This is a genomic window from Candidatus Brachybacter algidus, assembly GCF_016707225.1.
Lineage (GTDB): Bacteria > Bacteroidota > Bacteroidia > Chitinophagales > Saprospiraceae > Parvibacillus > Parvibacillus algidus.
Map to the genome: position 1 here is coordinate 89,649 of NZ_JADJID010000002.1, position 24,091 is coordinate 113,739.

General features: G+C 36.2%; 21 protein-coding genes. 15 read left to right on the forward strand and 6 right to left on the reverse strand.

Annotated elements, in window-relative coordinates:
• Positions 1–72: 72 nt before the first annotated feature.
• Genes thrA through thrC form a run of 3 tightly spaced genes read left to right on the forward strand, consistent with a single transcriptional unit; the run spans position 73 to position 4,793 of the window.
• Positions 73–2,535: a bifunctional aspartate kinase/homoserine dehydrogenase I gene (gene thrA, locus IPI15_RS06235; RefSeq protein ID WP_287404643.1), complete on the forward strand. Its 2,463-nt coding sequence runs from the start codon at positions 73–75 to the stop codon at positions 2,533–2,535.
• A gap of 1 nt (position 2,536) precedes the next feature.
• The gene (locus IPI15_RS06240; RefSeq protein ID WP_287404641.1) at positions 2,537–3,469 is read left to right on the forward strand and encodes a homoserine kinase; all 933 of its coding nucleotides are present in this window, start codon (positions 2,537–2,539) and stop codon (positions 3,467–3,469) included.
• Between the two features lie 7 nt (positions 3,470–3,476).
• The gene (gene thrC, locus IPI15_RS06245) at positions 3,477–4,793 is read left to right on the forward strand and encodes a threonine synthase (RefSeq protein ID WP_287404639.1); all 1,317 of its coding nucleotides are present in this window, start codon (positions 3,477–3,479) and stop codon (positions 4,791–4,793) included.
• A gap of 86 nt (positions 4,794–4,879) precedes the next feature.
• On the opposite strand, the gene IPI15_RS06250 is transcribed toward thrC, so the two are convergent.
• Together IPI15_RS06250 and IPI15_RS06255 are read right to left on the reverse strand one after the other, a co-directional pair.
• A complete protein-coding gene (locus tag IPI15_RS06250; protein WP_287404637.1) occupies positions 4,880–5,638 on the reverse strand; it encodes an alpha/beta fold hydrolase in 759 nt (252 codons plus the stop codon).
• Between the two features lie 89 nt (positions 5,639–5,727).
• Positions 5,728–6,825, reverse strand: coding sequence for a COX15/CtaA family protein (locus tag IPI15_RS06255; RefSeq protein WP_287404635.1), 1,098 nt, complete (start codon positions 6,823–6,825; stop codon positions 5,728–5,730).
• A gap of 534 nt (positions 6,826–7,359) precedes the next feature.
• On the opposite strand from IPI15_RS06255, the gene dtd reads away from it, so the two are divergent.
• The 7 genes from dtd (at position 7,360) to IPI15_RS06290 (ending at position 14,571) form a co-directional block, all read left to right on the forward strand.
• Positions 7,360–7,815, forward strand: coding sequence for a D-aminoacyl-tRNA deacylase (dtd, locus tag IPI15_RS06260; RefSeq protein WP_287404634.1), 456 nt, complete (start codon positions 7,360–7,362; stop codon positions 7,813–7,815).
• Entirely contained in the window at positions 7,812–8,150 is a 339-nt protein-coding gene (locus IPI15_RS06265) for a nucleotide pyrophosphohydrolase (RefSeq protein WP_287404632.1), read from the forward strand. Before dtd ends, IPI15_RS06265 begins: the two co-directional genes overlap by 4 nt.
• 56 nt (positions 8,151–8,206) lie before the next feature.
• Positions 8,207–9,031 (forward strand): FkbM family methyltransferase, encoded by an 825-nt coding sequence (locus IPI15_RS06270; RefSeq protein WP_287404630.1) that lies wholly within the window; start codon positions 8,207–8,209, stop codon positions 9,029–9,031.
• Between the two features lie 58 nt (positions 9,032–9,089).
• Entirely contained in the window at positions 9,090–9,986 is an 897-nt protein-coding gene (locus IPI15_RS06275; protein WP_287404628.1) for an FAD:protein FMN transferase, read from the forward strand.
• A 49-nt stretch (positions 9,987–10,035) separates the two neighbouring features.
• On the forward strand, positions 10,036–10,188 hold the full coding sequence (locus IPI15_RS06280) for a DUF4266 domain-containing protein (RefSeq protein WP_287404625.1): 153 nt from the start codon (positions 10,036–10,038) through the stop codon (positions 10,186–10,188).
• A 336-nt stretch (positions 10,189–10,524) separates the two neighbouring features.
• Positions 10,525–11,733, forward strand: a complete 1,209-nt coding sequence (locus IPI15_RS06285) for a DUF3570 domain-containing protein (protein ID WP_287404623.1) — start codon at positions 10,525–10,527, stop codon at positions 11,731–11,733.
• Positions 11,734–11,820: 87 nt separating this feature from the next.
• Positions 11,821–14,571, forward strand: a complete 2,751-nt coding sequence (locus tag IPI15_RS06290) for a TonB-dependent receptor (RefSeq protein ID WP_287404621.1) — start codon at positions 11,821–11,823, stop codon at positions 14,569–14,571.
• 662 nt (positions 14,572–15,233) lie between these two features.
• Here IPI15_RS06290 and IPI15_RS06295 read toward each other — a convergent pair.
• Positions 15,234–15,806, reverse strand: a complete 573-nt coding sequence (locus IPI15_RS06295) for a 50S ribosomal protein L25 (protein WP_287404619.1) — start codon at positions 15,804–15,806, stop codon at positions 15,234–15,236.
• Positions 15,807–16,216: 410 nt separating this feature from the next.
• Between IPI15_RS06295 and IPI15_RS06300 the strand changes: the two genes are divergently transcribed.
• From IPI15_RS06300 to IPI15_RS06310, 3 genes are all read left to right on the forward strand, one after another.
• Complete coding sequence (locus IPI15_RS06300; RefSeq protein WP_287419601.1) at positions 16,217–17,305, forward strand: diphosphomevalonate decarboxylase; 1,089 nt, start codon at positions 16,217–16,219, stop codon at positions 17,303–17,305.
• Positions 17,306–17,316: 11 nt separating this feature from the next.
• Positions 17,317–17,889, forward strand: coding sequence for a CvpA family protein (locus IPI15_RS06305; protein WP_287404614.1), 573 nt, complete (start codon positions 17,317–17,319; stop codon positions 17,887–17,889).
• Positions 17,890–18,754: 865 nt separating this feature from the next.
• Positions 18,755–19,273 carry a hypothetical protein gene (locus IPI15_RS06310; protein WP_287404611.1) on the forward strand — a complete coding sequence of 173 codons (519 nt, stop codon included), beginning with the start codon at positions 18,755–18,757 and terminating at the stop codon, positions 19,271–19,273.
• 2 nt (positions 19,274–19,275) lie between these two features.
• Here the strand turns inward: IPI15_RS06310 and murI are convergent, their stop codons facing one another.
• The 3 genes from murI to IPI15_RS06325 all read right to left on the reverse strand — a co-directional run bounded on the left by murI (position 19,276) and on the right by IPI15_RS06325 (position 21,551).
• Positions 19,276–20,103: a glutamate racemase gene (murI, locus tag IPI15_RS06315; RefSeq protein WP_287419602.1), complete on the reverse strand. Its 828-nt coding sequence runs from the start codon at positions 20,101–20,103 to the stop codon at positions 19,276–19,278.
• Positions 20,090–20,656, reverse strand: coding sequence for an OmpH/Skp family outer membrane protein (locus IPI15_RS06320; RefSeq protein ID WP_287419603.1), 567 nt, complete (start codon positions 20,654–20,656; stop codon positions 20,090–20,092). The genes murI and IPI15_RS06320 overlap by 14 nt, the downstream gene beginning before the upstream one ends.
• A 382-nt stretch (positions 20,657–21,038) precedes the next feature.
• Positions 21,039–21,551: an OmpH/Skp family outer membrane protein gene (locus IPI15_RS06325; RefSeq protein ID WP_287419605.1), complete on the reverse strand. Its 513-nt coding sequence runs from the start codon at positions 21,549–21,551 to the stop codon at positions 21,039–21,041.
• Between the two features lie 249 nt (positions 21,552–21,800).
• On the opposite strand from IPI15_RS06325, the gene hutH reads away from it, so the two are divergent.
• Entirely contained in the window at positions 21,801–23,294 is a 1,494-nt protein-coding gene (gene hutH / locus IPI15_RS06330) for a histidine ammonia-lyase (RefSeq protein ID WP_287404602.1), read from the forward strand.
• A 233-nt stretch (positions 23,295–23,527) separates the two neighbouring features.
• Positions 23,528–24,091, forward strand: coding sequence for an SMC-Scp complex subunit ScpB (gene scpB, locus IPI15_RS06335; protein WP_287404598.1), 564 nt, complete (start codon positions 23,528–23,530; stop codon positions 24,089–24,091).

The following is a 24,091-nucleotide window of genomic DNA, read 5'->3' on the forward strand; positions in this document are numbered from 1 at the left end:
TTACATAAATTAAAAAATGTCTTTCATATACTTATTTTTACTCATATTTGAACTAATTTCAGCTAATTTCCTATGAAAGTTCTAAAGTTTGGAGGCTCTTCCCTTGCCACCGGCGAACGTATAAAAAACGTTGCTAAAATTATTATTGAGACAAAAAGTAGAAAACAAGGTCTTATAATTGTTGTTTCTGCTTTTGGTGGAATTACCGATAAATTAATTGAACTTGGAAATATCGCTTCATTGGGCGATGTTCAATATTTAGATATTATAGATGGTATAGTAAAACGCAATCAAGAAATATCAAATGTACTATTTCCAAAGAAAGTGGATCAAAACGCATTTATAAAGGAATTATCAGTTTTCCAGGAAGAATTGAAAGGACTAGTTAAGGGCATATTTTTGCTAAGGGAAATATCTCCAAGATCTTTAGATTATTTATTAAGTTTTGGTGAGAGAATTTCAGCATTCACCCTCTCCTATTACATTAATCTAAACGGGAAACCATCAGTATATACAGATGCCCGACAATTTATAAAAACTGACAAAAAATATAATAAAGCAACAGTTGATTTTCTTTCAACAAATCATCTTATCAAAGATTATTTCAAAACTGTCACAGCCATTCCAATTGTTACAGGATTCATAAGCACCGCATTTGACGGCACGACAACTGTATTAGGAAGGGGAGGATCAGATTATACTGCAGCAATAATCGGCGCAGCCCTTAATGCTTCTGTTATAGAAATTTGGACAGATGTCAATGGCGTACTTTCAGCAGACCCTCGCAAAGTTAATGATGCATACACAATACCTTATCTTAGTTATGATGAAGCTTCTGAAATAAGTCACTTTGGAGCAAAGGTAATTTATCCACCAACCATCATACCGGCTCGTAATCTAAATATTCCAATCATTATCAAAAACTCCTTTTTTCCGGATAATGCAGGAACAACTATTCAGCGCCAAAAAACCGTTTCAGAAAAAATACTTAAAGGGGTAACTTCGATCTCCAAGGTGAGCATGTTGACACTACAAGGTAGCGGTCTGGTTGGCGTCCCTGGAAGTGCTGCAAAACTATTCATGGCACTTTCTGAACAACAAATAAACATCATCCTCATCTCTCAAGGTTCTTCTGAAAACTCTATAAGTTATGTTATTTCAGCTGAACAGTCAGAAGTTGCGACATTAGCTCAGGAGAAAGCTTTTGAAAAAGAGATAGAAAATGGCCTTGTAGATAAGACAAAGGTGGAAAACGATCTTTCCATTGTTTCTATTGTAGGTGAAAATATGAGGAATACTCCCGGGATCGCAGGGAAAATGTTCAAAGCATTAGGATCAAATGGTATTAATGTCTTTGCTATAGCTCAAGGTTCTTCTGAGTTGAATATTTCAGCGGTCGTACATAAAGATAATGAAGTAAAAAGTTTGAAGGTACTTCATGAATTATTCTTTCTTTCCAATACCATTCAGGTAAATTTATTCTTGGCAGGCACAGGGTTAATTGGATCAACATTGTTATCACAGATAAATCAGCAGTATCGTTTTTTAAAAGAGAAAAACAATGTAGAGATTAAACTGATCGGTCTTACCAATTCAAGAAAAATGATTTTTGATCTCGATGGAATTAAGCTTAATTCGTGGGGAGAACAAATGGAGAAAACTACGGAAGAAGCTGATGCAGGATCTTTCGTTCAGAAATGTATAAATGCCAATCTTCCCTATTCAGTTTTTGTAGATTGTACAGCGACTGAACAGATTCCTTCACATTATAGCAAATTGTTGGAACACAGTATATCGATATCTACTCCTAATAAAGTTGCTATTTCCGGAAATTATAAGGAATATTCATCGCTAAAAGAAAAAGCAAATAAAAATAATGTATTTTTTCATCATGAAACTACAGTTGGAGCAGGTCTACCTGTATTAAGTACCTTAAAAAACCTCAAGGAAAGTGGAGATAAAATCCTCTCTATAGAAGGTGTTTTTTCGGGATCCGTTTCATACATTTTCAACACTTTTTCGGGAAAAGTTTCTTTTTCAGATACGGTGAAAAATGCAGCAAAAAAAGGATATACCGAGCCAGACCCACGCATTGATCTTAATGGTGTTGATGTAAAAAGAAAACTGGTCATATTGAGTAGGGAAGCTGGGTTTAATTTAAAAGAAGAAGATTTTAAAATAAAAATGTTCCTTCCAAAAGAAGTACAAAAAGCTAAAGATATTCCGGAATTTTGGGAAGCTATATCAGCTTCCGATTCATACTTTGATAAGTTAATACAGAAATCTAAAAAGGAGAAGGGCAAATTAAGATTTATCGGAAGAGTTACAGAGAAAGGAGCCACTTTAAGCCTCCAAACTGTAACTAAAGAAAACCCCTTTTATCATCTTGATGGTAGCGATAATATGATAGTGTTCACGACAGAAAGATACAAAGAAAGACCGCTGGTTATTCAGGGACCGGGAGCAGGAGCAGAAGTGACTGCTTCGGGTGTATTTGCTGAAATTCTTTCAATTATCTCAATGTTAAAAGATTAATATGGCGACAGGAATTAAAGTGTTCGCGCCGGCAAGTGTTGCAAATCTTGCCTGCGGATATGATATACTTGGATTGGCATTGGAGCGTCCGGGAGATGAAATAATAATCAGGAAAACTGATGGTAAGGGACTTAAAATAAATAAGATATTTGGTGCTGACCGAAAGTTACCAACAGATATTCACAAGAATACAGCCGGGTTAGCTGCTTATGCTTTACTTAAATCTGTTGATAGAATAGGTGAGGGAATTGAGATGGATATTTACAAAAAAATGCCCTCAGGCAGCGGACTAGGTTCCAGTGCAGCCAGCGCTGCTGCAGCGGTATGGGGTATTAATGCTTTGTTAGATCTTCGGCTTACTAAAAGAGAATTATTACATTTTGCAGTACTTGGTGAGCAGGCAGCAGATGGCAGTTATCATGCTGACAATGTTGCTCCATCATTGATGGGTGGCATTATATTCATTAGAGATAATGAAAGCCTGGATATTCATAAATTACCACCTATTCCTGGTTTATACCTGGCTATGGTACATCCTGCTATGACGATCATGACAAAGGATGCAAGGGATATCATTAAACCAAATGTTGCTTTAGAAGATCACATACATCAGTCAGGAAATGTTGGCGGATTAATCATCGGTTTTTATACTTCCGATATAGAACTTATCAAAAGATCACTAAATGACGTTATAATCGAACCTCAAAGAGCATCCTTAATAGATCATTTTTATGAAGTTAAAGAAGCAGCATTAAATGCCGGAGCATTAGGTTGTAGTATTAGTGGCGCAGGTCCATCTATGTTTGCTTTATGCTCAAACAGTATTATAGCTGAAGAAGTTAGCGAAGCGATGTCTGAAGTATTCAAGAGAAATAATATAAAATCTAATCCTTTCATATCTCGCATTAATCAGGAAGGAGCCATAATAATATAATAACACTATGAAATATATTAGTACCAGATCATCCGATGTCCAATATGATTTTGATGAGATTGTTCGAAAAGGAATACCAGATGATGGTGGATTATTTGTCCCTGAAAATATTATAAAATTTGATGAAGCATATTTCATAAACATTCAGGACAAGACTTTCCACGAAATTGCTTTTGATGTCTCCAGAACGTTTATCGGAACCGATATTATTCCTGATGAGGATTTAAAAATCATAATAGAAACTGCCTTTAATTTCGACTTACCACTAGTAAAAGTTCAAAAAGACTTATCTGTTTTAGAATTATTTCATGGGCCCACTTCTGCCTTTAAAGATTTTGGTGCAAGATTTATGGCAAATGTATTAGGATTCTTGCAAAAGAAAAATGATATAAAAACCACTATTGTCACAGCGACTTCAGGTGATACTGGGGGAGCTGTAGCATCTGCTTTTCATAATGTAAAAGATGTCAATGTATTTATCCTCTATCCTAAAGGAAGAGTAAGTGATTTTCAAGAAAAACAGATCGCAGGGCTTGGTGATAATATTAGGGCTATTGAGATAAATGGTTCATTTGATGACTGTCAGGCAATGGTAAAAGCTTGTTTTGAGGATAATAAGTTTAAAGAAGATTTTAATTTAACTTCTTCAAACAGTGTCAACTTTTCGAGGATTATACCGCAGATCATTTATTATTTTGAAGCATATAGGAACGCTATTGCTCAAGGTCATAAGAATGTATCATTTATAGTGCCAAGTGGAAATTTTGGAAATATCACAGGAGCAGTTTATGCTAAGAAAATGGGATTACCAATGGGTAAACTTATAGCAGCTACTAATGCAAATGATGCTTTTCCAAACTATCTACAAAGTGGAATTTATGAAACAAATAAAAGTAAGCGAACTATAAGTAATGCGATGGATGTGGGTAATCCTTCAAATCTCGAGAGAATTTTTTACATCTTTCGTTCCACGTGGAACAAAATTGTTCAAGAATTCAATAGCCATTCCATAGATGATCAAACAACCAAAACCATTATTGAAAATTATTATAATAAATACAATTATATAGTAGATCCACACACCGCTGTAGGAATAGCAAATTATTTATTAGAAACTATGTATCATTCAGACACCCATTATATAGTACTTGCTACTGCACATCCTTATAAATTCGAATCAGTGATGCATAGTGTACTACCTAAGTTGAACATACCAACCAATACTCATATTAATAATTATTTAAATATAACTATTGATAAAGTAAGTATGACTAAAGATCTGGAAGCTTTAAAATCTTATATAAATAAGGAAGTAAATAATTGAATTTTAAGTTGGCTTAGGCCCCTAATAAAAATCTTGACTTAATAGAATCGCTATCTTTTATAAACAATTACATAGTAAAAATAAAATTAGGCTTCACTAAGAAACTTCTTTAAAATAGCATTAAACTCTTCAGGTTTCTCCATCATAGGACTATGACCACATTCATCAAGGAAGAATAACTGAGAATTCTTAATTAATTCGTGAAACTTCTCAGCAACAAATGGAGGCGTAATTGAATCATTTTTACCCCAAATTAAACACGTTGGAGCCACAATTCCATGTAATACTCCCTCTAGATTATGTCTTACGGCTGACTTAGCAGTAGCCACAATTCTTATCCCTTTACTTCTGTCATTAACAATAGAGAAAACCTCATCGATCAATTCTTTTGTTGCTACTTCGGGACGAAAGAAAGTACTTTCTGTTTTCTTCTTTATAAAGTTGTAATCACCCCTACGAGGATAAGTAGAACCCATGGCACTCTCAAATAAACCGCTGCTGCCGGTCAAAGTTACAGAAGAAATTTTCTCAGGTCTTTTTAAAGCATAAAGGATAGCAATATGTCCACCTAGAGAATTTCCTAATACATGCACCTTGTCAATGCCCATATGATCAACAAAATCATCGATATAATCTACAAGACCCGATACAGAAACCTTTAGTAGTGGCAATTCATAAATAGGCAGCATCGGTATAATTACTCTATGACTATCCTTGAAGTATTCAAACAGATCAGTAAAATTACTCAACCCTCCAAACAGTCCATGAAGCAGCAATAGCACTTCACCATCCTCCTTTGATTGTATATACTTAAACTTATCTGATGTTAATATAGGATGCTCCATGTAACAAAGATTAAAAAATAAATTAACAACTTAAAATATTTTATTGAAAGGCTAAAATAATGCAATTTTAAATAATAATTATAATGTATTTACCCTGCTTTCTGAATATTGACAAACCTAAAATATAAATACAAAGTGGCACTTATTAAACATATTGCACCCATTTGATGCATCACACCAAGATCTACAGGTAAACTTCCTTTACAATTAATCACAGTCAAAATACCAAGGGTTACTTGAAGTAATAAACTAAAAATAAAAATATTCAAAGTGCTATTAAATAGCCTCAAGTGAACAAGTCTTTTTCTCAATTTTATAAACAATAATACACCCAAAATAAATAATACATAAGCAACATTCCTATGTAAAAATTGAAATAAAGCAGGAGCAAAGAGATGAGCATCATACTCCTTTATATTCGTCATTGTCCAATTATTGACATCCATTAAATCACCAGGAATATAGACACCATTCATCATAGGCCATGTAGGAAACCAAAGGCCTGCCTTCATACCTGACATGATACCACCAAGAATAAGTTGAATGATCAGTATGCCACCTATCCAATTGATGTATTTCTTTTCACGTGGAACATTTACTACTTTTCGATCGGGAAATGTAACCTTAATAGTTGTCCAAAATAAATAAGCGTAGACAATAAATGCAAGATTCAAATGTAGAGTAAGTTTATAAGCATTTACCCAAGGACGATTGATTAAACCACTTGCTACCATGATCCACCCAAATACACCTACCAATCCTCCCAGTATAACAATTATGATCAGATCCCGAAGTAACTTCTTCTTTATCATCTTTCGGTACAGAAACCAACCGAAAGGTATAATAAATACAAAACCCAGTGTTCTGGCCCACAGCCTATGAAAGTATTCCCAAAAATAAATAAATTTAAACTCGGACACTGACATACCTTTATTGATCTTGTGATACTGGGGTGTTTCCTTGTAAAGCTCAAAAGCTTCATTCCAAGCCACATCCCCCATAGGTGGAAAAGTACCAACCGCTATCTCCCACTTCGTGATGGATAGGCCTGAACCGGTAAGTCTGGTGATACCACCGATCATTACTTGAATTGCAATCATTAACACACCTAGCCACAACCAGTATTTGACGATATTTGAATGTGAATAGAGGGCTTTTTCTTGAAGTTCGACAACGTTTAATTCCACCTGACCAATTTGATTTTGATATTACAAAAGTAGAACATTCCCGCAGTTCAAACTCACAAAATTCCTCACATCCCTATTAATAATTAAAAAGAATATAAATTTATAAAAAGAAAACTATTGTTATTAGTAGTGTTGGTATGTTTGTAAGTAAATATTGAAAACTTGGTATTAACGAAATTAACATCTAAAGATAGTTACCAACAAATTATTAATATAATAACTAATTGATTATTATACTTAAACATAATTAATAAACATATAAGTGAATTATTTAAATATGATAAATGTGAATAATTTTATGCTCATTTAGATGTTTACTTGAAGCTGAAAAAATGAATTTTTCAGCTGTTTAATAACTTCATATTTTATAAAAATATATATGTTTTTGACGATTTCTATTTTCCAACATAAATAAAAAAGTTATAGACATTTTGATAAATAATATATATTATAAAATACATTTGTAATTGATACATTTGTAAGGTGTAACACAACACGTTTTATAAATATGTTAGTAACTCAAAAAAAGGGAAATTGAGAGCCGTCATCCAGAGAGTAAATTCAGCATCTGTGGTTGTAGACTTACAAACCATTGGCAGTATTCAACATGGCTTACTAATTCTTCTGGGGGTATCTGAAAGTGATGAAAAACAAGATGTAGAATATCTTGTACAGAAAATTTCTCAGCTGCGCATTTTTTCTGATTCTGAAGGGAAGATGAATTTATCAATAATTGATATAAAGGGCGCTGCATTGGTCATTAGTCAATTTACATTATTTGCCCAAACAAAAAAAGGGAATCGTCCCTCATACATTAAAGCTGCAAGGCCGGAGATAGCCATTCCATTATATGAATATTTTTGTGATAGCTTGAGATTGGCTATTGATAATCCTGTAGAAAAAGGTGTATTTGGAGCGGATATGAAGGTTTCGTTGCTGAATGACGGACCCGTAACTATCATCATAGACTCACAAAACAAAGACTTATGACACTGAAAGAATACCAGAATGAGGTGGATATATGGATCAAAGAACATGGAGTAAGGTATTTTGACGAAAAAACAAACACCTTATTATTAATGGAGGAAGTTGGAGAGTTCAGCCGATTGATCGCAAGAGTGTATGGAGAACAGTCTTTTAAAAGTTCGGAGCGAGAATCAGATCATGCAACCCAACTTGCAGATGAATGGTCTGATATATTTTTTGTGATGACCTGCTTGGCAAATCAACTCGGAATAGACACGGAAGCGGCACTTCAAAAAAACATGGAGAAAAAAACCAATCGAGACAAAGACAGACATAAGAGAAATGAAAAACTGAAATAGGTGCAAAAGTCAATAATAGAATTTATCAATATATTTGATCTATAAATAATAAAAACATGTTTGAATTTATCAGAGAATCACTCAAAAGAAGAAAGGCAAAAAAGATCACCAGTAAATACCCTACAACAATAGACATTTTTAATATTCCAGGATCAGGAGAAATAAAATTTGCCAATTGGGAAAATCCGCTGGTAGAAAGAAAAGAGATTTCCTTTAAGAATATTGATTTCTTTAAGAAATTCGTCAATGTCGGTGATTTTGCAATAGATATCGGGGGTAATATTGGCCATATGACCATTCCCTTATCATTAGCTGCAGGCAAGGAGGGAACAGTATTTTCCTTTGACCCAAATCCTTATGTCTATGAAATATTAGACCAAAATGCAAAGCTTAATCCATCAGTTACGAATATAAAGACCTTCAACTTTGCAATTTCTGAACAAGAAGAGGAATTTTACTATAACTCTTCTGAGGCCTCCTTTTGCAATGGTGGTATTTCAAAAGAGAAACAAAGTCGCCATGGAAAATTTGCATTAAGTGCAAAAATTCAAGGAATACATCTTGAAACATTTTTGGAAAAAAATTATCCTGAATTAATTTCGAAGATTAAATTAATTAAAATAGACACAGAGGGATATGACAAGGAAATAATCCGATCAATTGGTAATTTATTAATTAAATATAAGCCGGTCGTTATCACTGAATGTTTTAAGAAGACTACACCAGAGCAACGATACGAGCAGTTTAATTTACTTAAGAATAAAGGTTATTCATTGTATTATTTTTCTGACTTTGACGTAAATGCAACAGTAATTCCAATCAATAAAAAGGAGGAAATGAATAATTGGAAGCATTTCGATCTATATGCAATTCAGGAATAATTTTTCTTCCTTGATATCTTTAAGTTAAATGCAGGAATTCCGAATAGAGAGAAAACTCATGGGATCCCACTTTTCCCTGGGCATCGTGCATGAAAATGAAATAGTTGCAAATCAATTGTTGTCAGAAGGAATTGAGGAAATACACAGAATAGAAATGCTGCTTTCGGAGTTTCTAGCGGATTCTGATACATCTCGGATAAATAGTTATGCCTTTGAAAGCTCTGTGAAAATTAGCACGGAATGTTTCGACTTGATTTCCAGAAGTCTCGATATTTCTTCTTTAACTTGGGGAGCATTTGATATTACCGTTGGTCCATTGAAGCGCATTTATTCATTCAAAAATGAAGCATTCACTATGCCCGAAGCAGCTTTGATCAGAGAAACTAAAGAGAGGGTCGGATTTAAAAAAGTCAAGTTAAATATACCAGCACAAACAGTTTCGTTCATAAAGGAAGGTATGCGCATAAGTTTTGCGGCTATAGGTAAAGGTTATGCCTCAGACATGGTAAAGAAAATGTGGCTTAAAAAGGGTGTACATTCCGGATTTATCAATGCCAGTGGCGACCTCAATGCCTTTGGACGAAAAGCTGATGGCAGCTCTTGGTTGATAGGTATTTCAGATCCCGATGACACATCGAAAATCCTGTTGAAGATCCCACTCACCAACACTTCTGTTGCAACATCAGGAGATTACGAACAACATTTTACATATAATGGGGTTAGATATTCGCACAATATTGATCCATATAGCGGATATCCCATCACTGGAATAAAGAGTGTTTCAGTTTTTTCTCCTTCGGCAGAACTTTCTGACGCTTTGGCAACGGCAGTTTATGTAAAAGGGGTAAAGGGCGGAATTGACTTCATAGATCAATTACCTCAAACGCATGCAATAATAATTGATGACAGAAATAAGATCTATTTTTCGAAAGATTTACAATATGAGCAGGAGTAAGGTTTCAATCTTGCTATTTTTTGGCTTTTTACTTCAATCTTGTTCGTCCATGAACTCCGCAGAAATAAACTACACAAAGGATCCCGAAATGGAGATTGGAAATGATGCCGGTCGGAATTTTCAGAATTATGTTTATAGTATAAGGGAGGGAAGCACTCCGGCAGGGGCTTCTAAGGCAAGTGGAGGATGTGGGTGTAATTAAAGGAAGATTAGGATTAATTAAAATACTTTATAATTAAAGCTATTAATCAATTTAAGGTTGAAATTAGAAGTCAGAAGTCAGAAGTCAGAAGTCAGTTCACCGATAATGCTTTGCTTCCAAAATCAAAAATATAACTTGAGAAAAAGGGAACGAAGATGACGCAGATTATTATGATAAAAAATGATGCAAATTGTCGAATAGTAGATTTTCCCCCTCGTCTGATGGGGCCAAGGGGGAGTCAATGATAAATACACTTTCTTTTATTTATAATCAATCAATTAATAAGATATTGCTTTTAACTAAAACACTTAAATCCCAAAACGCTACTTTTCTAATATGATCAAAAGACATTTAATACTTGCAGCTTTAGTCCTCTCACAATTGTGTGTGAAGGCGCAGGTATTAATAGATTCTGTTGGAACGAAGGTCAGGAAAACAGAGATAGAACTCGTATATAACCATTATCTGCAAGATGGAAATAACTCAGCAGTGACAGGTGGTATTGGCACAGAAAAACTAACAGTATTCGGTCCATCAGTAAGTATCGTCAAAACGAATGGATCAAATGCATTCAAGATAAATCTCGGTGCAGACATCATTTCTTCGGCTTCAACGGACAAGATCGACTATGTCGTTTCCTCAGCATCCAGTAGAGATTCCAGATATTATACGGATATGAGTTATGAACGAAAAACACAAAGTGGCCTTGGGATAAATGGCGGCTTATCTTACTCGATCGAAAGTGATTATTTTTCACAAGGATATAAGTTGGGCATCAATAAAAGCAATAAGGAAAAGGAGCGATATTGGTTTGTAAATTTTCAATATTTTAATGACGATCTGAGATGGGGCCGCATTAATCCGGAACATTTTAAACCGGTCAAACTTATTTATCCCTCTGAACTCCGCGACAGAGAATGGTTTGACTCACCAAAGCGACATTCATTTAATTTAAAAACAGGATTTACACAGACAATTAACAAGCGTAATATATTGGGAATTTTTCCTGAATTAGCTTATCAGCAGGGGCTTTTGTCGACACCATTTCATAGGGTTTATTTCACAGATAATGGAGTGACAGTGGAACAATTACCATCGGTAAGACATAAAGCAGCACTAGCCATAAAATTGAATACGGCTATTAATTCCAAATACATTTTAAAAAATGGAATTCAAGTATACACAGATGATTTTGGCATAAGGGCGCTCTCATTTGAACATGAATCAATGATTAAAATTAACCCATTTTTCTCTATACTTCCAAACTTCAGGATCAATACTCAAAAGGCGTCGAAATATTTTGCACCATTTCAACAACATGCTAAAACAGAGGTATACTACACATCGGATTATGACTTGTCAGGATTTCAGAGTTATTTAATTGGAATGGGTTTCAAATATAATCCTTACATTTTTGCTACACGTAAAATACTCTTCAATACGCTAATTCTGCGCTATAGTTATATGTATAGGAGCAATGGCTTGCAAGCACATATCCTCTCACTTGTATTGCAAACAGCCGTGTTAAGAAAAAATAACAAATAATTGTGAGGGAAAATATCTCTTAACACTTCTAAAACATGGAAAGATTGAAGTAATGCTTTCCTTTGCATCAAATTAAAAAAAATTCCTTTGAGAAATATTCTTTTAATAACCGGTTTGCTGGTTTTATCTATAGTACTAAGAGCACAAAATATTCAACTGTCAGGTGTCGTAAAGGATAGATCAGATAGCAGTGCATTGATAGGCGCCAACGTGGCGATAAAATCATTACCGGATTCTATTACTATCGCAGTGGTAAGTACCAATGCGGATGGAGCATATAAAATAGGTGATATCAAGCCTGGTTCTTACCTAATTCAATCAACATTTGTCGGTTATAAAACATACAAACGGGTCGTCGAGCTGGGTATTAATCCTCAGACAAATATTACAATCCTCATGGCGGGTGATGGAATTACGCTGGAAGGTGTTGAAATAATTGGAAGAACACCTCCGGTGACACAAAAAGGCGACACCTCAGAAATCAGGGCTAATTCCTTCAAAGTTAACCCTGATGCCAATGCGGAAGATCTGGTGACGAAGATGCCGGGTATTACAAAGGTTGATGGCAAGTTGCAAGCGCAAGGAGAGGACGTAAAAAGAGTTTTGGTCGACGGCGCTGTGTTTTTTGGGAGTGATCCATCGGCAACGTTAAAAAACTTACCGGCAAATATGATTGATAAGATTCAGGTCTTTGACAAAGCAAGTGATCAAGCACAATTTACCGGAATATCAGATGGAAATGAAGAGAAAACAATTAACATCATCACCAAACCAGACTTTAGACAAGGAAAGTTCGGCAGGGTCTTTGGGGGCTATGCACCGGATGACAAATACAAAGCCGGTGGTGTTTATAACAGTTTCAATAAGTCACAAAGATTGACGATTATCGGTCAAACTAACAATATAAATGAACAGAATTTTGCGAATGATGATGTCGCAGCTATGCAAACTACCGGTGGTGGAGGAAGGGGTGGAAGCGGCGGAGGTCCAAGAGGCGGCAATAGTGGCAATCCGTTTCAAACCAGTAGTTCAGGAGGAATCGTTACAACACATGCATTAGGCATAAATTATTCTGATAAATGGGCGAATAAGGTCACATTTCAGGGAAGTGCTTTTGGCAGCATGAACGAAACAGATCTTGTACAATCCACTTTTAGACAATATACATTTGATCAGAAATACAATGAAGTATATAATGCTAACAAGAATGGTACCTCTTTAAAGTTAAATGCAAAGATTACCTATGACATAGATTCATTTCAATCCATCATTTATACACCTACTTATAATTATGGGTATAGTAAATCAAACTATTTGACCAATGGCCAGATATTCATATCGGAAGCATTGAAGAGTAGCAATGATACGAGGATCAATAGTGATGGGATGAATACAACATTCAATAATGAGTTGATGTATCGATTGCGATTGAATAGAAATGGCAGGTCATTTTCTGCAAGAATAAATCAGGCTTATTCAAGCAGTTTGCCGACTACTAATCAAATATTGATGACCACAACAATAGATTCTGCAACATTGATAATGTTGGATCAACAATTAGTAGAGAGCAATAATTATAATCGATCATATGTAGGTGAAGTGAACTTTATAGAGCCGCTTGACAAAGAAAACTCACTTGTGGTCAGTTACAATTACACCATCAAAAATAATGACATTGAAAAGAAGACATATGATGTAAGTAATGATCAAAGCCCAAATGAAGGCAATATTGAACAGAATTTGTCGAATGTTACAGACAATGATTACACAAGTCATAGACCGAAGTTGGACTACAGATTTAAAAGAAAAGAGTTTAACTTTTCTGCCAGCCTTGGATATCAATACAGCCTTCTTAAAAGTGATAGAACCTATCCTACAGAAGCAGCAGTGAGTAAGCATTTTGAAAATTTGCTTCCAGAGGCTTCAATTAGATGGAATATATCAAAATCAAAAAGCATGAGACTGTTCTACCGATCCGGAACACAAGAACCTTCTGTAAATCAACTTCAAAGTGTCGTAGATAACACGAATACTTTAAGTCTTACTTCCGGAAATCCAAATTTGGATCAAAGCACAAGCCATCGATTATTTATGAGATATTCTTTGATTGATAGTAAGACTGGTTCCAATTTCTTCATAGGTGGCGGTGGATCTGCCACTCAAAATTATATTGGAAACCAAGTCATTTATTCGAGAGTGGATACCACAATCTCAGGTTACGGTGTGCTTCCGGCGGGTGCACAATACTCTTATCCTATAAATTTAGATGGATATTATAATGGAAGAGGGTTTTTAAGTTACGGTCTACCTGTGTATGTGATCAAATCTAATGTCAACTTTAACCTAAATGCCTCTTATACAAGTGCGCCAAGTCGAATCAACCAGCAAATTAATAATTCTAAGACGGCCAACTATGGCGGTGGAGTTACTATCTCGAGTAATTTTAGTCAGAATCTTGACTTTACACTTTCTACACAGTTGAGTTATAGTGATGTGAAGAATGATATCAACTTCAATTCAGATAATTCTTATTTCAATCAAAACACTTCTGCCAAGATCAACTGGATCTTCTTCGAGCATTTTGTCTTGAATACGGACGCCACATATTACTACAACCGGGGATTATCGAGCGATGTCAATACCAGTTATGCGCTATGGAATGCTGGAATCGGCTATAAATTTTTGAAGAGAAATGCTGCTGAGGTAAGGCTTCAGGCGTTTGATCTTTTGAATAATAATACGGCCATCGTACGTAATTTTTCAGAGACATATTATGAGGATGTGAGTTCGAATGTGCTGAATCGGTATTTTATGTTGATGTTTAGTTATAAGTTTTAAAATTAGAAATTAGAAGTCAGAAATTAGAATGATTTGGTGGAAGGATGGGTGTTTTGTGTCAACAACTATACAGAGTAGTTATATCATGAATTGTTATACGAAACGCAAATATAAATAAGACTAATTATATAATTCCTTTTAGTATAAGCTATGCAATAAATTAAGATCAAGCCTTGATGACATAAAACTTTTATTTGGCAGATTCCTCCTTCCAGTCGGAATGACAAAACCTTTGTTTGGAGGGGGTAAAAAATGGGGCGGCGCAGCCGCCCATTTTTTACCCATATCCCATAAACTTTAGTGTCTTTCCGAGCGAAGCGAGGAATCTTTATTCATTAAGTCTTTTCTTTTTTCCTTGGTGCAATTTGTTATACAGCTTTAATAAACGACTTTCATACCGAATAGTATTTCCTAATTGTCCTACTATCGCATCCCAAAACGAAACCCAGCTCGGTATTGTAAAGCTCGGTATTATATGGCAAATTATTGGCCAATTATATAATTCCAATTCCTGTAAGATATTCCAAAACTAAATTGAGTCCGGTTTTTTCATGAAATAATTCCTTTTCACATATCAAACTTCCACATAAAAAAAGTGTCCGACCGCAAAATCGAACACTTGTATGATACTTATAAATTTAGTCTAATAAAATTGGAAAGAATTACTCTTTCGCAGCAGCACTTCTAAGCGCACGAGGGATCTCGATGCTAACTACAGGAATACTTGCATTTTGTTGGATATCAATGCCATCTACTGCGATGATATCTTTTATTCTAAGTGACTGACCTAGTTCAAGTCCGCTGATGTCTACGAATAGTTCATCAACCATCTTCTCAGGAGTTGTTTTAACCTTCACTTTACGAACAGATTGGATTAATTTACCACCTAATTTAACACCCGGGCTGCTGCCTCGTGGTTTAAGTGGAATCTCCAATTTAACTGCTTGTCCAGCTACCAATTCAAGGAAATCAACATGAACGATATTGTCCTTTACCGGATGGAATTGGATCGCTTTAAGAATTGATCTAACTTTTTTGCCTTCGATATCCAATTCAGCAACTTTAAAATCGCCAGTAAATACCAAATGACGCAATTCACTTTCTGTTGTTTGAAAGTGGATGACCTCTTTAGAACCGTAAAGTACGCATGGAATACCAGCAGAAGCGCGGACGGCTTTAGTTGCTTTTTTTCCAACGTCAGTTCGTGGAGTGCCTTTTATTGTCATTGAGTTCATGAGCTGTATGTTTTTATACCCTTTTTAATAATGGAGTGCAAAGGTACTTATTTTTCTGAAATCTCAAAATAAAAGAATAAATAATTATTAATTAAGTGTTGATTGTGAATATTTTACCACCATAAAAATACAATAGGGCTATAAAGAGAAAAAATAATATGTGTAATTGATTGAATCTGGTTGATAACAGAGATATACAAAGAGGAATAGCCGCTGGTCAATTATTTTATTGAAATAAGCATATTGCATATAATATATATGGTTAAAGGCAAACCATGGCTTTTCAGAACTTAACAACTTGGTATCATTTTGTTTCACGGACAAAGGCAAGCCATGTCCCTGCAATTCTATCTACTGTTATACTTTAAAACTTTCTTATCTTTCGACCTTCAATACAAGATTTCCTTTTCATGGTAGATTATAATAATCCAAATCTATTGGTTACCCCCAATAAGGTCCGTTCCGGCAAGATCGAATGGCGCAGCCCATCCAATATAGCCCTGATCAAATATTGGGGTAAGTATGGCCAGCAATTGCCTTGTAACCCTTCCATAAGCTTTACGCTGGATGCGGCTTATACGGAGACTACGCTGGAATACGGTCCTAAGATGACAGATAAACCTGGTGTTTCAGTTGATTTTTTATTTCACAATCAACATAATAAGCCATTTTCAGATAAAATAGAGCGATATCTGACCTCACTGCTACCTATCTATCCATTTCTTTCACAGATCGAATTGACGATATTTTCTTCCAATAGTTTTCCACATTCTGCAGGAATAGCTTCATCTGCAGCAGCGATGAGTGCACTGGCATTATGCCTTTGTTCATTAGAAGATGAATTGTTTGGTACGCTTTCTGATGATAAACAATTTGACCAAAAGGCATCATATCTCGCCAGACTTGGTTCTGGAAGTGCCTGCCGGTCCATTTATTCGAAAGCTGCCATCTGGGGTGAAACGCAGGAAGCACAGGAATCATCAGACCTTTATGCGGTTGGATGGGGACATCATTTACACCCGATTTTTGCGACATTTCATGATGACATCCTTATCATAAGCAAAGAAGAAAAAGGGGTCTCTTCCACTGCCGGACATAAACTCATGGACGACAATCCTTATAGTGAGACGCGTTATATGACAGTGCAAGGGAGAATGAAGCAAATGCTGGCAGCTTTAAAAGCCGGTGATATAGAACTCTTCGGAGACATACTTGAGAAAGAAGCATACAGTCTCCATGGTCTCATGATGCTTTCCAATCCACCCTATTTATTGCTCAGACCCGGGACCGTCTCCGTTATAGAAAAGGTGCATGAATTTAGGCGAACAAATAAAATACCGCTTTATTTTACACTGGATGCAGGACCTAATGTACATTTGTTATACCCGGATTTGCACAAAGAAGTAGTTCAGGCCTTCATAAAAAATGAATTGCTGCGTTATTGTTCAGAAGGTTCTTACATTCCGGACAAAGTAGGTAACGGACCAAAACAACTATAAAAGCACAGAAAGTGATCATAGATATCCTTTTAATTATTTTATTGACGCTTGGCTTTTATGCGGGCTATAGCAATGGTGTCTTTGGTGTAGCGCTTAAGATCCTATTGTTTTTAGGCTCGATATTACTTGCATTGAAACTCTTTCCCATCGTTTTTCTATTTATGGAAAACACCTTTACTGATATTACGCTTGTTTATTTTGTGTTTGGATTCATCCTTGTCCTCGGCATCGTATTTTTTTTATATCGCTTTCTTTCCCGTAAAATAGAATCCTGGGTTTCATCACACTCCATGAAACTGGCCACCAAGATCTCCGGCGGATTGATACTTTCTTTATTTGTATTGTTGTTGTGTAGTTTTGTTAGCGGCCGACTTGTAGGGTTAAAGGTTTTGAAAAGGGACAATTTGGATCAATCTTTAATATATCCACTTGTAGAGTCTATCGATAAAGGCGCAGGCACCCTGATGCGCAATACTAAAGCGACCATCGACAAGACTTTTGAGCAAAATGTAAAAACCATTAATCAGATCGATTCGAGACAGAAGGTGGATTCGGCGATGAAGAAGTCAGACGATAGACGATAGATACTAGAGGTCAGAGGTCAGAAATCAGAGACTAGATGTTAGAAAGTAATTCACCTGTAATGGATTTCTGCCAAAATCACAACGTTAACCTAGTGAGTATAATTTACAATGTAAAAAGTAAAATGTAGTTGCGGAGATTTACCTCTTTTGAGGGGACAGGGGTAGGGCCATTCGCTTCTTTTTTATCGTTATGTGTATAATGTTAAATATCAATGTTTTAAAAAGAAGATGAAAAAAGTCGCAACTTCCCCTCTGGCAGATGCTTGCCCGCGTGAATAGGCGGGGGTGGCGGCAGCCGGGGTGTTGATTGGCGTCATAATACCATGTTTATGAAAATAATTTAAGCAACACATATTTAATTTATCAACGAGTTACATATTAAAATTTTAGAGAACTGAATGACCTCCCTTTTGGGGGCAGGGGGGTCTTTGATTTATTCGTATTGCAATTGTTTGATTAACAAGCAATTGTATAGTTTATAGAAGAAATTAGATGTTAAAATTATTTTGTGATCAACTTCAACATCCCAACATGTTCCAAATACAACCTTGATATGGGTTGAACAATAATAGCTCGGGGTGAAACCCGGGGTTACGAATCAAATCTCTCCCAACCCCGGTAGGGGTTGAATAAAGAATGGTTGTTTTCAAAGATTAGATTAATTACTTGTATAAAAAAAGTTGAACTGCAAGGACAGGTCACGACCTATCCCTACAGTTCAACTTTTTTTATCAGCATATTCCTAGCTTTTAATTACCCACCCCACAAAGGTTTAGGACAGGAATAATTTCTATGGCACCACCCAACAAAAGATTTATGTCGTTTATTCAAAGTAGATTTACCTTCATTATTAAGAATACGCTGCATGAAAACGACAATCATTTTATTACTGTTTCTATTGGGCTATATCAATGCATTTGGCCAAAAAAACATCGCTTACTCGAAGAAAATCGAAGTTGGCTACGATCTTTTTATGTTTAGAACTTTAATAATCGATCCGGGACCGAATTGGATGGGATACAATTTGGATGAAGACCAGAATGGGTTCGAAGTAAACTTTATAAACGGCGTCACAGCCTACGACCATTTCTTCGCAGGAGCCGGCGCAGGATATTTAAACTTTGAAGGAATTCATGGAGTCTCTGTCTTTGGCAATCTGGAATACTGGCCTTTGAAGAAAAGGATCAGTCCAATAATGGTGCTAAAAATTGGTTATGACCATATTTGGAATCAGTATGCCGGCGGACATGGCAATGCCAGAGTCGAATTTGGCTTAGGGGTTAATTATAAAATAAATAATAAATTAAATATTTATATTCAAAGTGGTTTATTGGTGGCACTTCAATCAAATCTGTTTCCATTCAAACTTGGATTCAGATTTTAACATCACAAATTCACATGCTCAGCCTTTACCTTACTGCCAAAAAAGACTTCACCATGCGTTTCAAAATCATCCGCAACTCCTGTGGTGTAGAATCTTGTATTACCTGATTTGGTGATCTTTTCATCAAGCCAATGTTGTCTCGAAAGGTATTCAACAAGGCTGGCGGCAACAATTTCGCCTTGAGTAATTAGACGTATATTCTGTGGAAGATATTGACGGATCTTATCCTGAATCAGCGGATAATGTGTGCAGGCAAGCAGAATTGTATCAATGTCAGTTGATTGAGCAAATAAAGAATCAAGATCGTCCCTGATGAATTCATCCATTTCATGACCGTGATATTTGCCGTTTTCTATGAATGGGACCCACATCGGACATGCCTGCTGCACCACATTGATATCAGGAAAGAAATGACCGATCTCGATTGGATAAGACATAGATGTGGTAGTACCTTTGGTACCCAGGATGCCAATAGTTTTCGTATTAGTAAGATCGCCAATGATCTCCGCCGTAGGTCTAATGACACCAAGTACTCTTTTATCATGATATCTGGCCACCAGATCTCGCTGTTGAATAGACCTCAAAGCCTTTGCAGAGGCCGTATTGCAGGCGAGAATAACTAATGGGCATCCTTGGGCAAAGAACCACTCTACACATTGTAGCGTGTACTCATAGACGGTTTCAAATGAGCGATTGCCATAAGGCGCACGCGCATTATCTCCCAAGTAAATAAAATCGTAATTCGGAAGTAATTTCTTGATCTCTTTGAATACGGTCAATCCACCATATCCAGAGTCAAAAATTCCTATAGATTGACTATTTTTTGTCACCTGCCGGTGCTGGCTTCGTCGGAGTAGATGTAGACGGAGCTGTTGGCGTAGTAGCAAGTTTCGTTTTCACGTCAGCAGTGATGTCGTATTGTTCTTCAGCAAATAGTAAAACACCTGTGCTTGAATCAAAAACGAAGTCGTAACCTTTTGCTTTTGCTACTTCATTGATCAGTGTATTGATTCTGTCAAGAATAGGTTGATATAGAGCTTGTCTCTTATCAGAGATTTGTTTATTCATGTCCTGCTCAAACTGGCCAATCTTAGCTTCCTCTTCTTTTAATTTAGCAGATTCTTCTTCTAATTGTTTTGGAGCGATCTCGCCGGCTTGTTGTTTTTTCGCAACTTCCTGATATTTAGTCTGAAGGGCAGTAACCATTTGTTCGCCTTTTTTCTGCAATTGCGTTTGAAAAGCATTCAGGTTAGAATCAGCTACCTTTATTTCAGGTAAGTCCTGCATTAGCAAAGCAGAATTGATAAAGGCTACTTTTTGAGCCTGAGTATTAGTTGATGCAAGGCCTATGATTACAAGGCAAATAAAAAATATACGATTCATTTTTGATTATTAGTTTGGTAAATTTTGTGCAAAAGTAAGCAATCCCTTTTATATAGACAAATGGGTAAAATATTCTAGATTCTAGATGCTAGACAATAAAGACTAGATGCTAGAGGTCAGACATCAGAAGTCATAAGTAAGAGGTCGAAAAAAGAATTATTATTTGATAAAAGTAACAGCTATCTTTTTGATTATCAATGACATACAAATTAAAGATAAATCGAATAATATTTATACCATTGAATTGTCTAAAATTATTGTAATATTTTCATTTACAGGACATTACAATCGAAGTTTCATTCTAATTTCTAACTTCTAACTTCTAATTTTATATAGAATAGTAACCTTTCTTTTAAGCTCACTTCTAAGCCCGAAACTTTAGTTACTTGATCTTCTTGAAGACATCGTCAGTCTTGTCGATGGCATCACCTACGAAGAGAATGCCGGCAGCACTGCTTTTGTCTAAGACGAGGTCATAACCACGCTCTTTAGCATAATCATCGATAGCCTTATACACTTTATCCTGAATAGGTTTGACTAGTTCTTCTCTTTTTACAAACAAAGTACCTTCTGTTCCAAATCTTTCTTTTTGAAGATCCCGGACTTGTTTTTCTTTAGAAGTGATCTCCTCTTCTCGCTTTTTCTTCATCTCCTCATTCAAAAGTGGTAGTTCTGCCTGGTACTTATTATACATACCTTTGATCTTATCCATTTCAGAATTTACTTCTTGTCTCCAGGTGGCACTCAACTCATCTAGTTGCTTCTGTGCTGTTTTATATTCCGGCATGTTTTCCAATATCCTTGCTATATCTACGACAGCTACTCTTTGAGCCTGAACAGAAAATGTTGAGATCAAGGCAAATGCCAATGTAAACAACAGACTTTTAATCATCATTTCAATTTTGGTTTAATAAAAAATTTTTCAAAAATAAGTTTCATTGAGATATTAAACGATGTTTTTTAACATTTATACACGTATTTATTCAATGAATTATCAAATTTAACTTTTTTTGAAATAGTTTAGTTTCCTCAGATCCAATTATACATGAGTTTAACGGCTTTTTAACCAAATCGTTAAGTTTAATAAAAGAAGATTTATATTTGCGACAGTCCAAGTAGCGACTTAATCATTGAAGTATTAAAAATGAAAATATCCATAGATGCCTCCATTTCCGACTTAGAGGACCATCAAATTATAGACATACTCGATGGAAATTGTAACATATCCATCTCAGACAATAGCTGGGCTGCCATAGACAGCAGCTTCCAATACCTTCAACACAAAATTTCTTCCACAGATACCATTATGTATGGCATAAACACAGGCTTTGGAAGTCTCCGAAATGTCGGAATAAATGACGAAGATATTGAAGATCTTCAAGTCAATTTGATTCGATCTCATGCCTGTGGCGCCGGGGCCAAAGTACCTATATCTATTGCCAGACTTATATTATTCCTTAAAGTTAGAAGTCTGTCGTACGGTTATTCAGGTGTCAGCAAAGAACTGGTCCAACGACTGATCAATATGTTTAATGACGATGTGATACCGGTTATGTATGAACAAGGTTCACTCGGTGCTAGTGGAGATTTGGCTCCCCTGGCCCACCTTTCACTTCCGCTCATCGGAGAAGGTGCTGTATATTCAAATGATTCTATAATGGATTCAGCGGAATATTTAAGGCATAAAAACCTATCTCCATATGTACTTAAAGCGAAAGAAGGCCTTGCGCTGATCAATGGCACACAATTTTCTCTCGCATATCTTCAGGCATCTTATGTCAGGACAAGACAGCTTTTGCGTGCAGCAAATGTGACAGCAGCTATGTCTATAGAAGGATTTAATTGCAGATTGGAACCATTCCATGAGGCGATACATAGCGTCCGTCCCGGCAATGGTCAACCGGAGATCGCCACATTTATCAGAGAATTATTGCACGACAGTGCACACATGTCAGAACCAAAAGTAGATGTGCAGGATCCATATTCATTCCGATGTATTCCACAAGTGCACGGAGCCACGATGAATGCATTGAACCATATAGGCCAAGTGATCGCAAATGAGCGGAATAGCGTAACAGACAATCCCAATATTTTTGTAGAAGAGGATATGGTCATATCCGGCGGTAATTTTCATGCTCAACCTCTTGCTTTTGCAAGTGACTATCTCTGTCTTGCTGCTGCAGAATTGGGTAGCATTTCTGAAAGAAGATTGTATTTGTTGATATCAGGATTAAGAGGACTGGAACCTTTCTTGACAACAAAACCAGGTCTTCAATCAGGTTTTATGATCGCACAATACACTGCTGCTTCGATCGTCAGTATGAATAAACAATTGGCATCACCATCCAGTGTGGATAGCATCATATCCAGCAATGGTCAGGAAGATCACGTAAGTATGGCTGCCAATGCCGGAGTAAAAGTTTGGCAAATTGTAAATAATGTAGCAACAGTGTTGGCCATTGAGTGGCAAGCAGCAGCGCAAGCGGTGGAAATGAAAGATTACCCCATCAGTTCTAAGTTGAGAGCATATCTCAAGGCATATAGAAAACATGTTTCTTTTCTGGATCAGGATAGACCATTGCAACCTGATTTTGAGAAAACAAAGGCTTTTTTTAATGAAATAAACTGGTTTGCATAATTGACTCAAATTTCGTTAGTTAATTTCTTTTCTATGATTGAATAATTTGAATTTTAATAAAATTTTGATGGTGAAGGAAGATTTTAGTCCCATACGTGTGGGATCCATCAACCAAACGAAAATTTTGCCATTTAAACCAATAAAAGAAAAAATATGAATCAATTAACTAAGTACCATCTACCATCTACCATCAGCAATCTACCTTTGTTTCCTTACTACCTTAACCTAAGTAATTGATACTAATCGAGCAACATATTGAAGTCATTATTTTTACATCAGCAACACCGGTGAAGGTTGATTTTATAGCTGAGATGATCAGTCAGTTGCATGGGGAGAAAATAGATGAAGATACAATCCGGCATAGGGTCGCTATCCTCAACAAGCGGTACATGGAAGGAGGGTCAGTATTTACCATTCAGGAGATAGCCGGTGGATATCAAATGCTGACAAAAAAAGAGTTTGATCCCATCATCAGTCACATTCAGAGCAACCTCAGCAAGAAAAAATTGTCCACAGCTTCGTTAGAAACATTATCAGTTGTCGTGTATAAGCAACCGGTCACCAAGGCCGTCATAGAAAGTATCCGTGGTGTAAACAGTGATTATGCGCTGCAAAAGCTATTGGAAAAATCCCTCGTGAAGATCGTAGGAAGGAGCGAAGACGTAGGTCGTCCGTTACTTTATGCAGCAGGAGATACGTTCTTGGAGCACTTCGGACTCAATGATCTGAAAGACCTTCCTAAGCTTAAAGAGTTTGAAGCGCCAGCCGAAACCATTGGTCAGAGCGAAGAGGAGTAA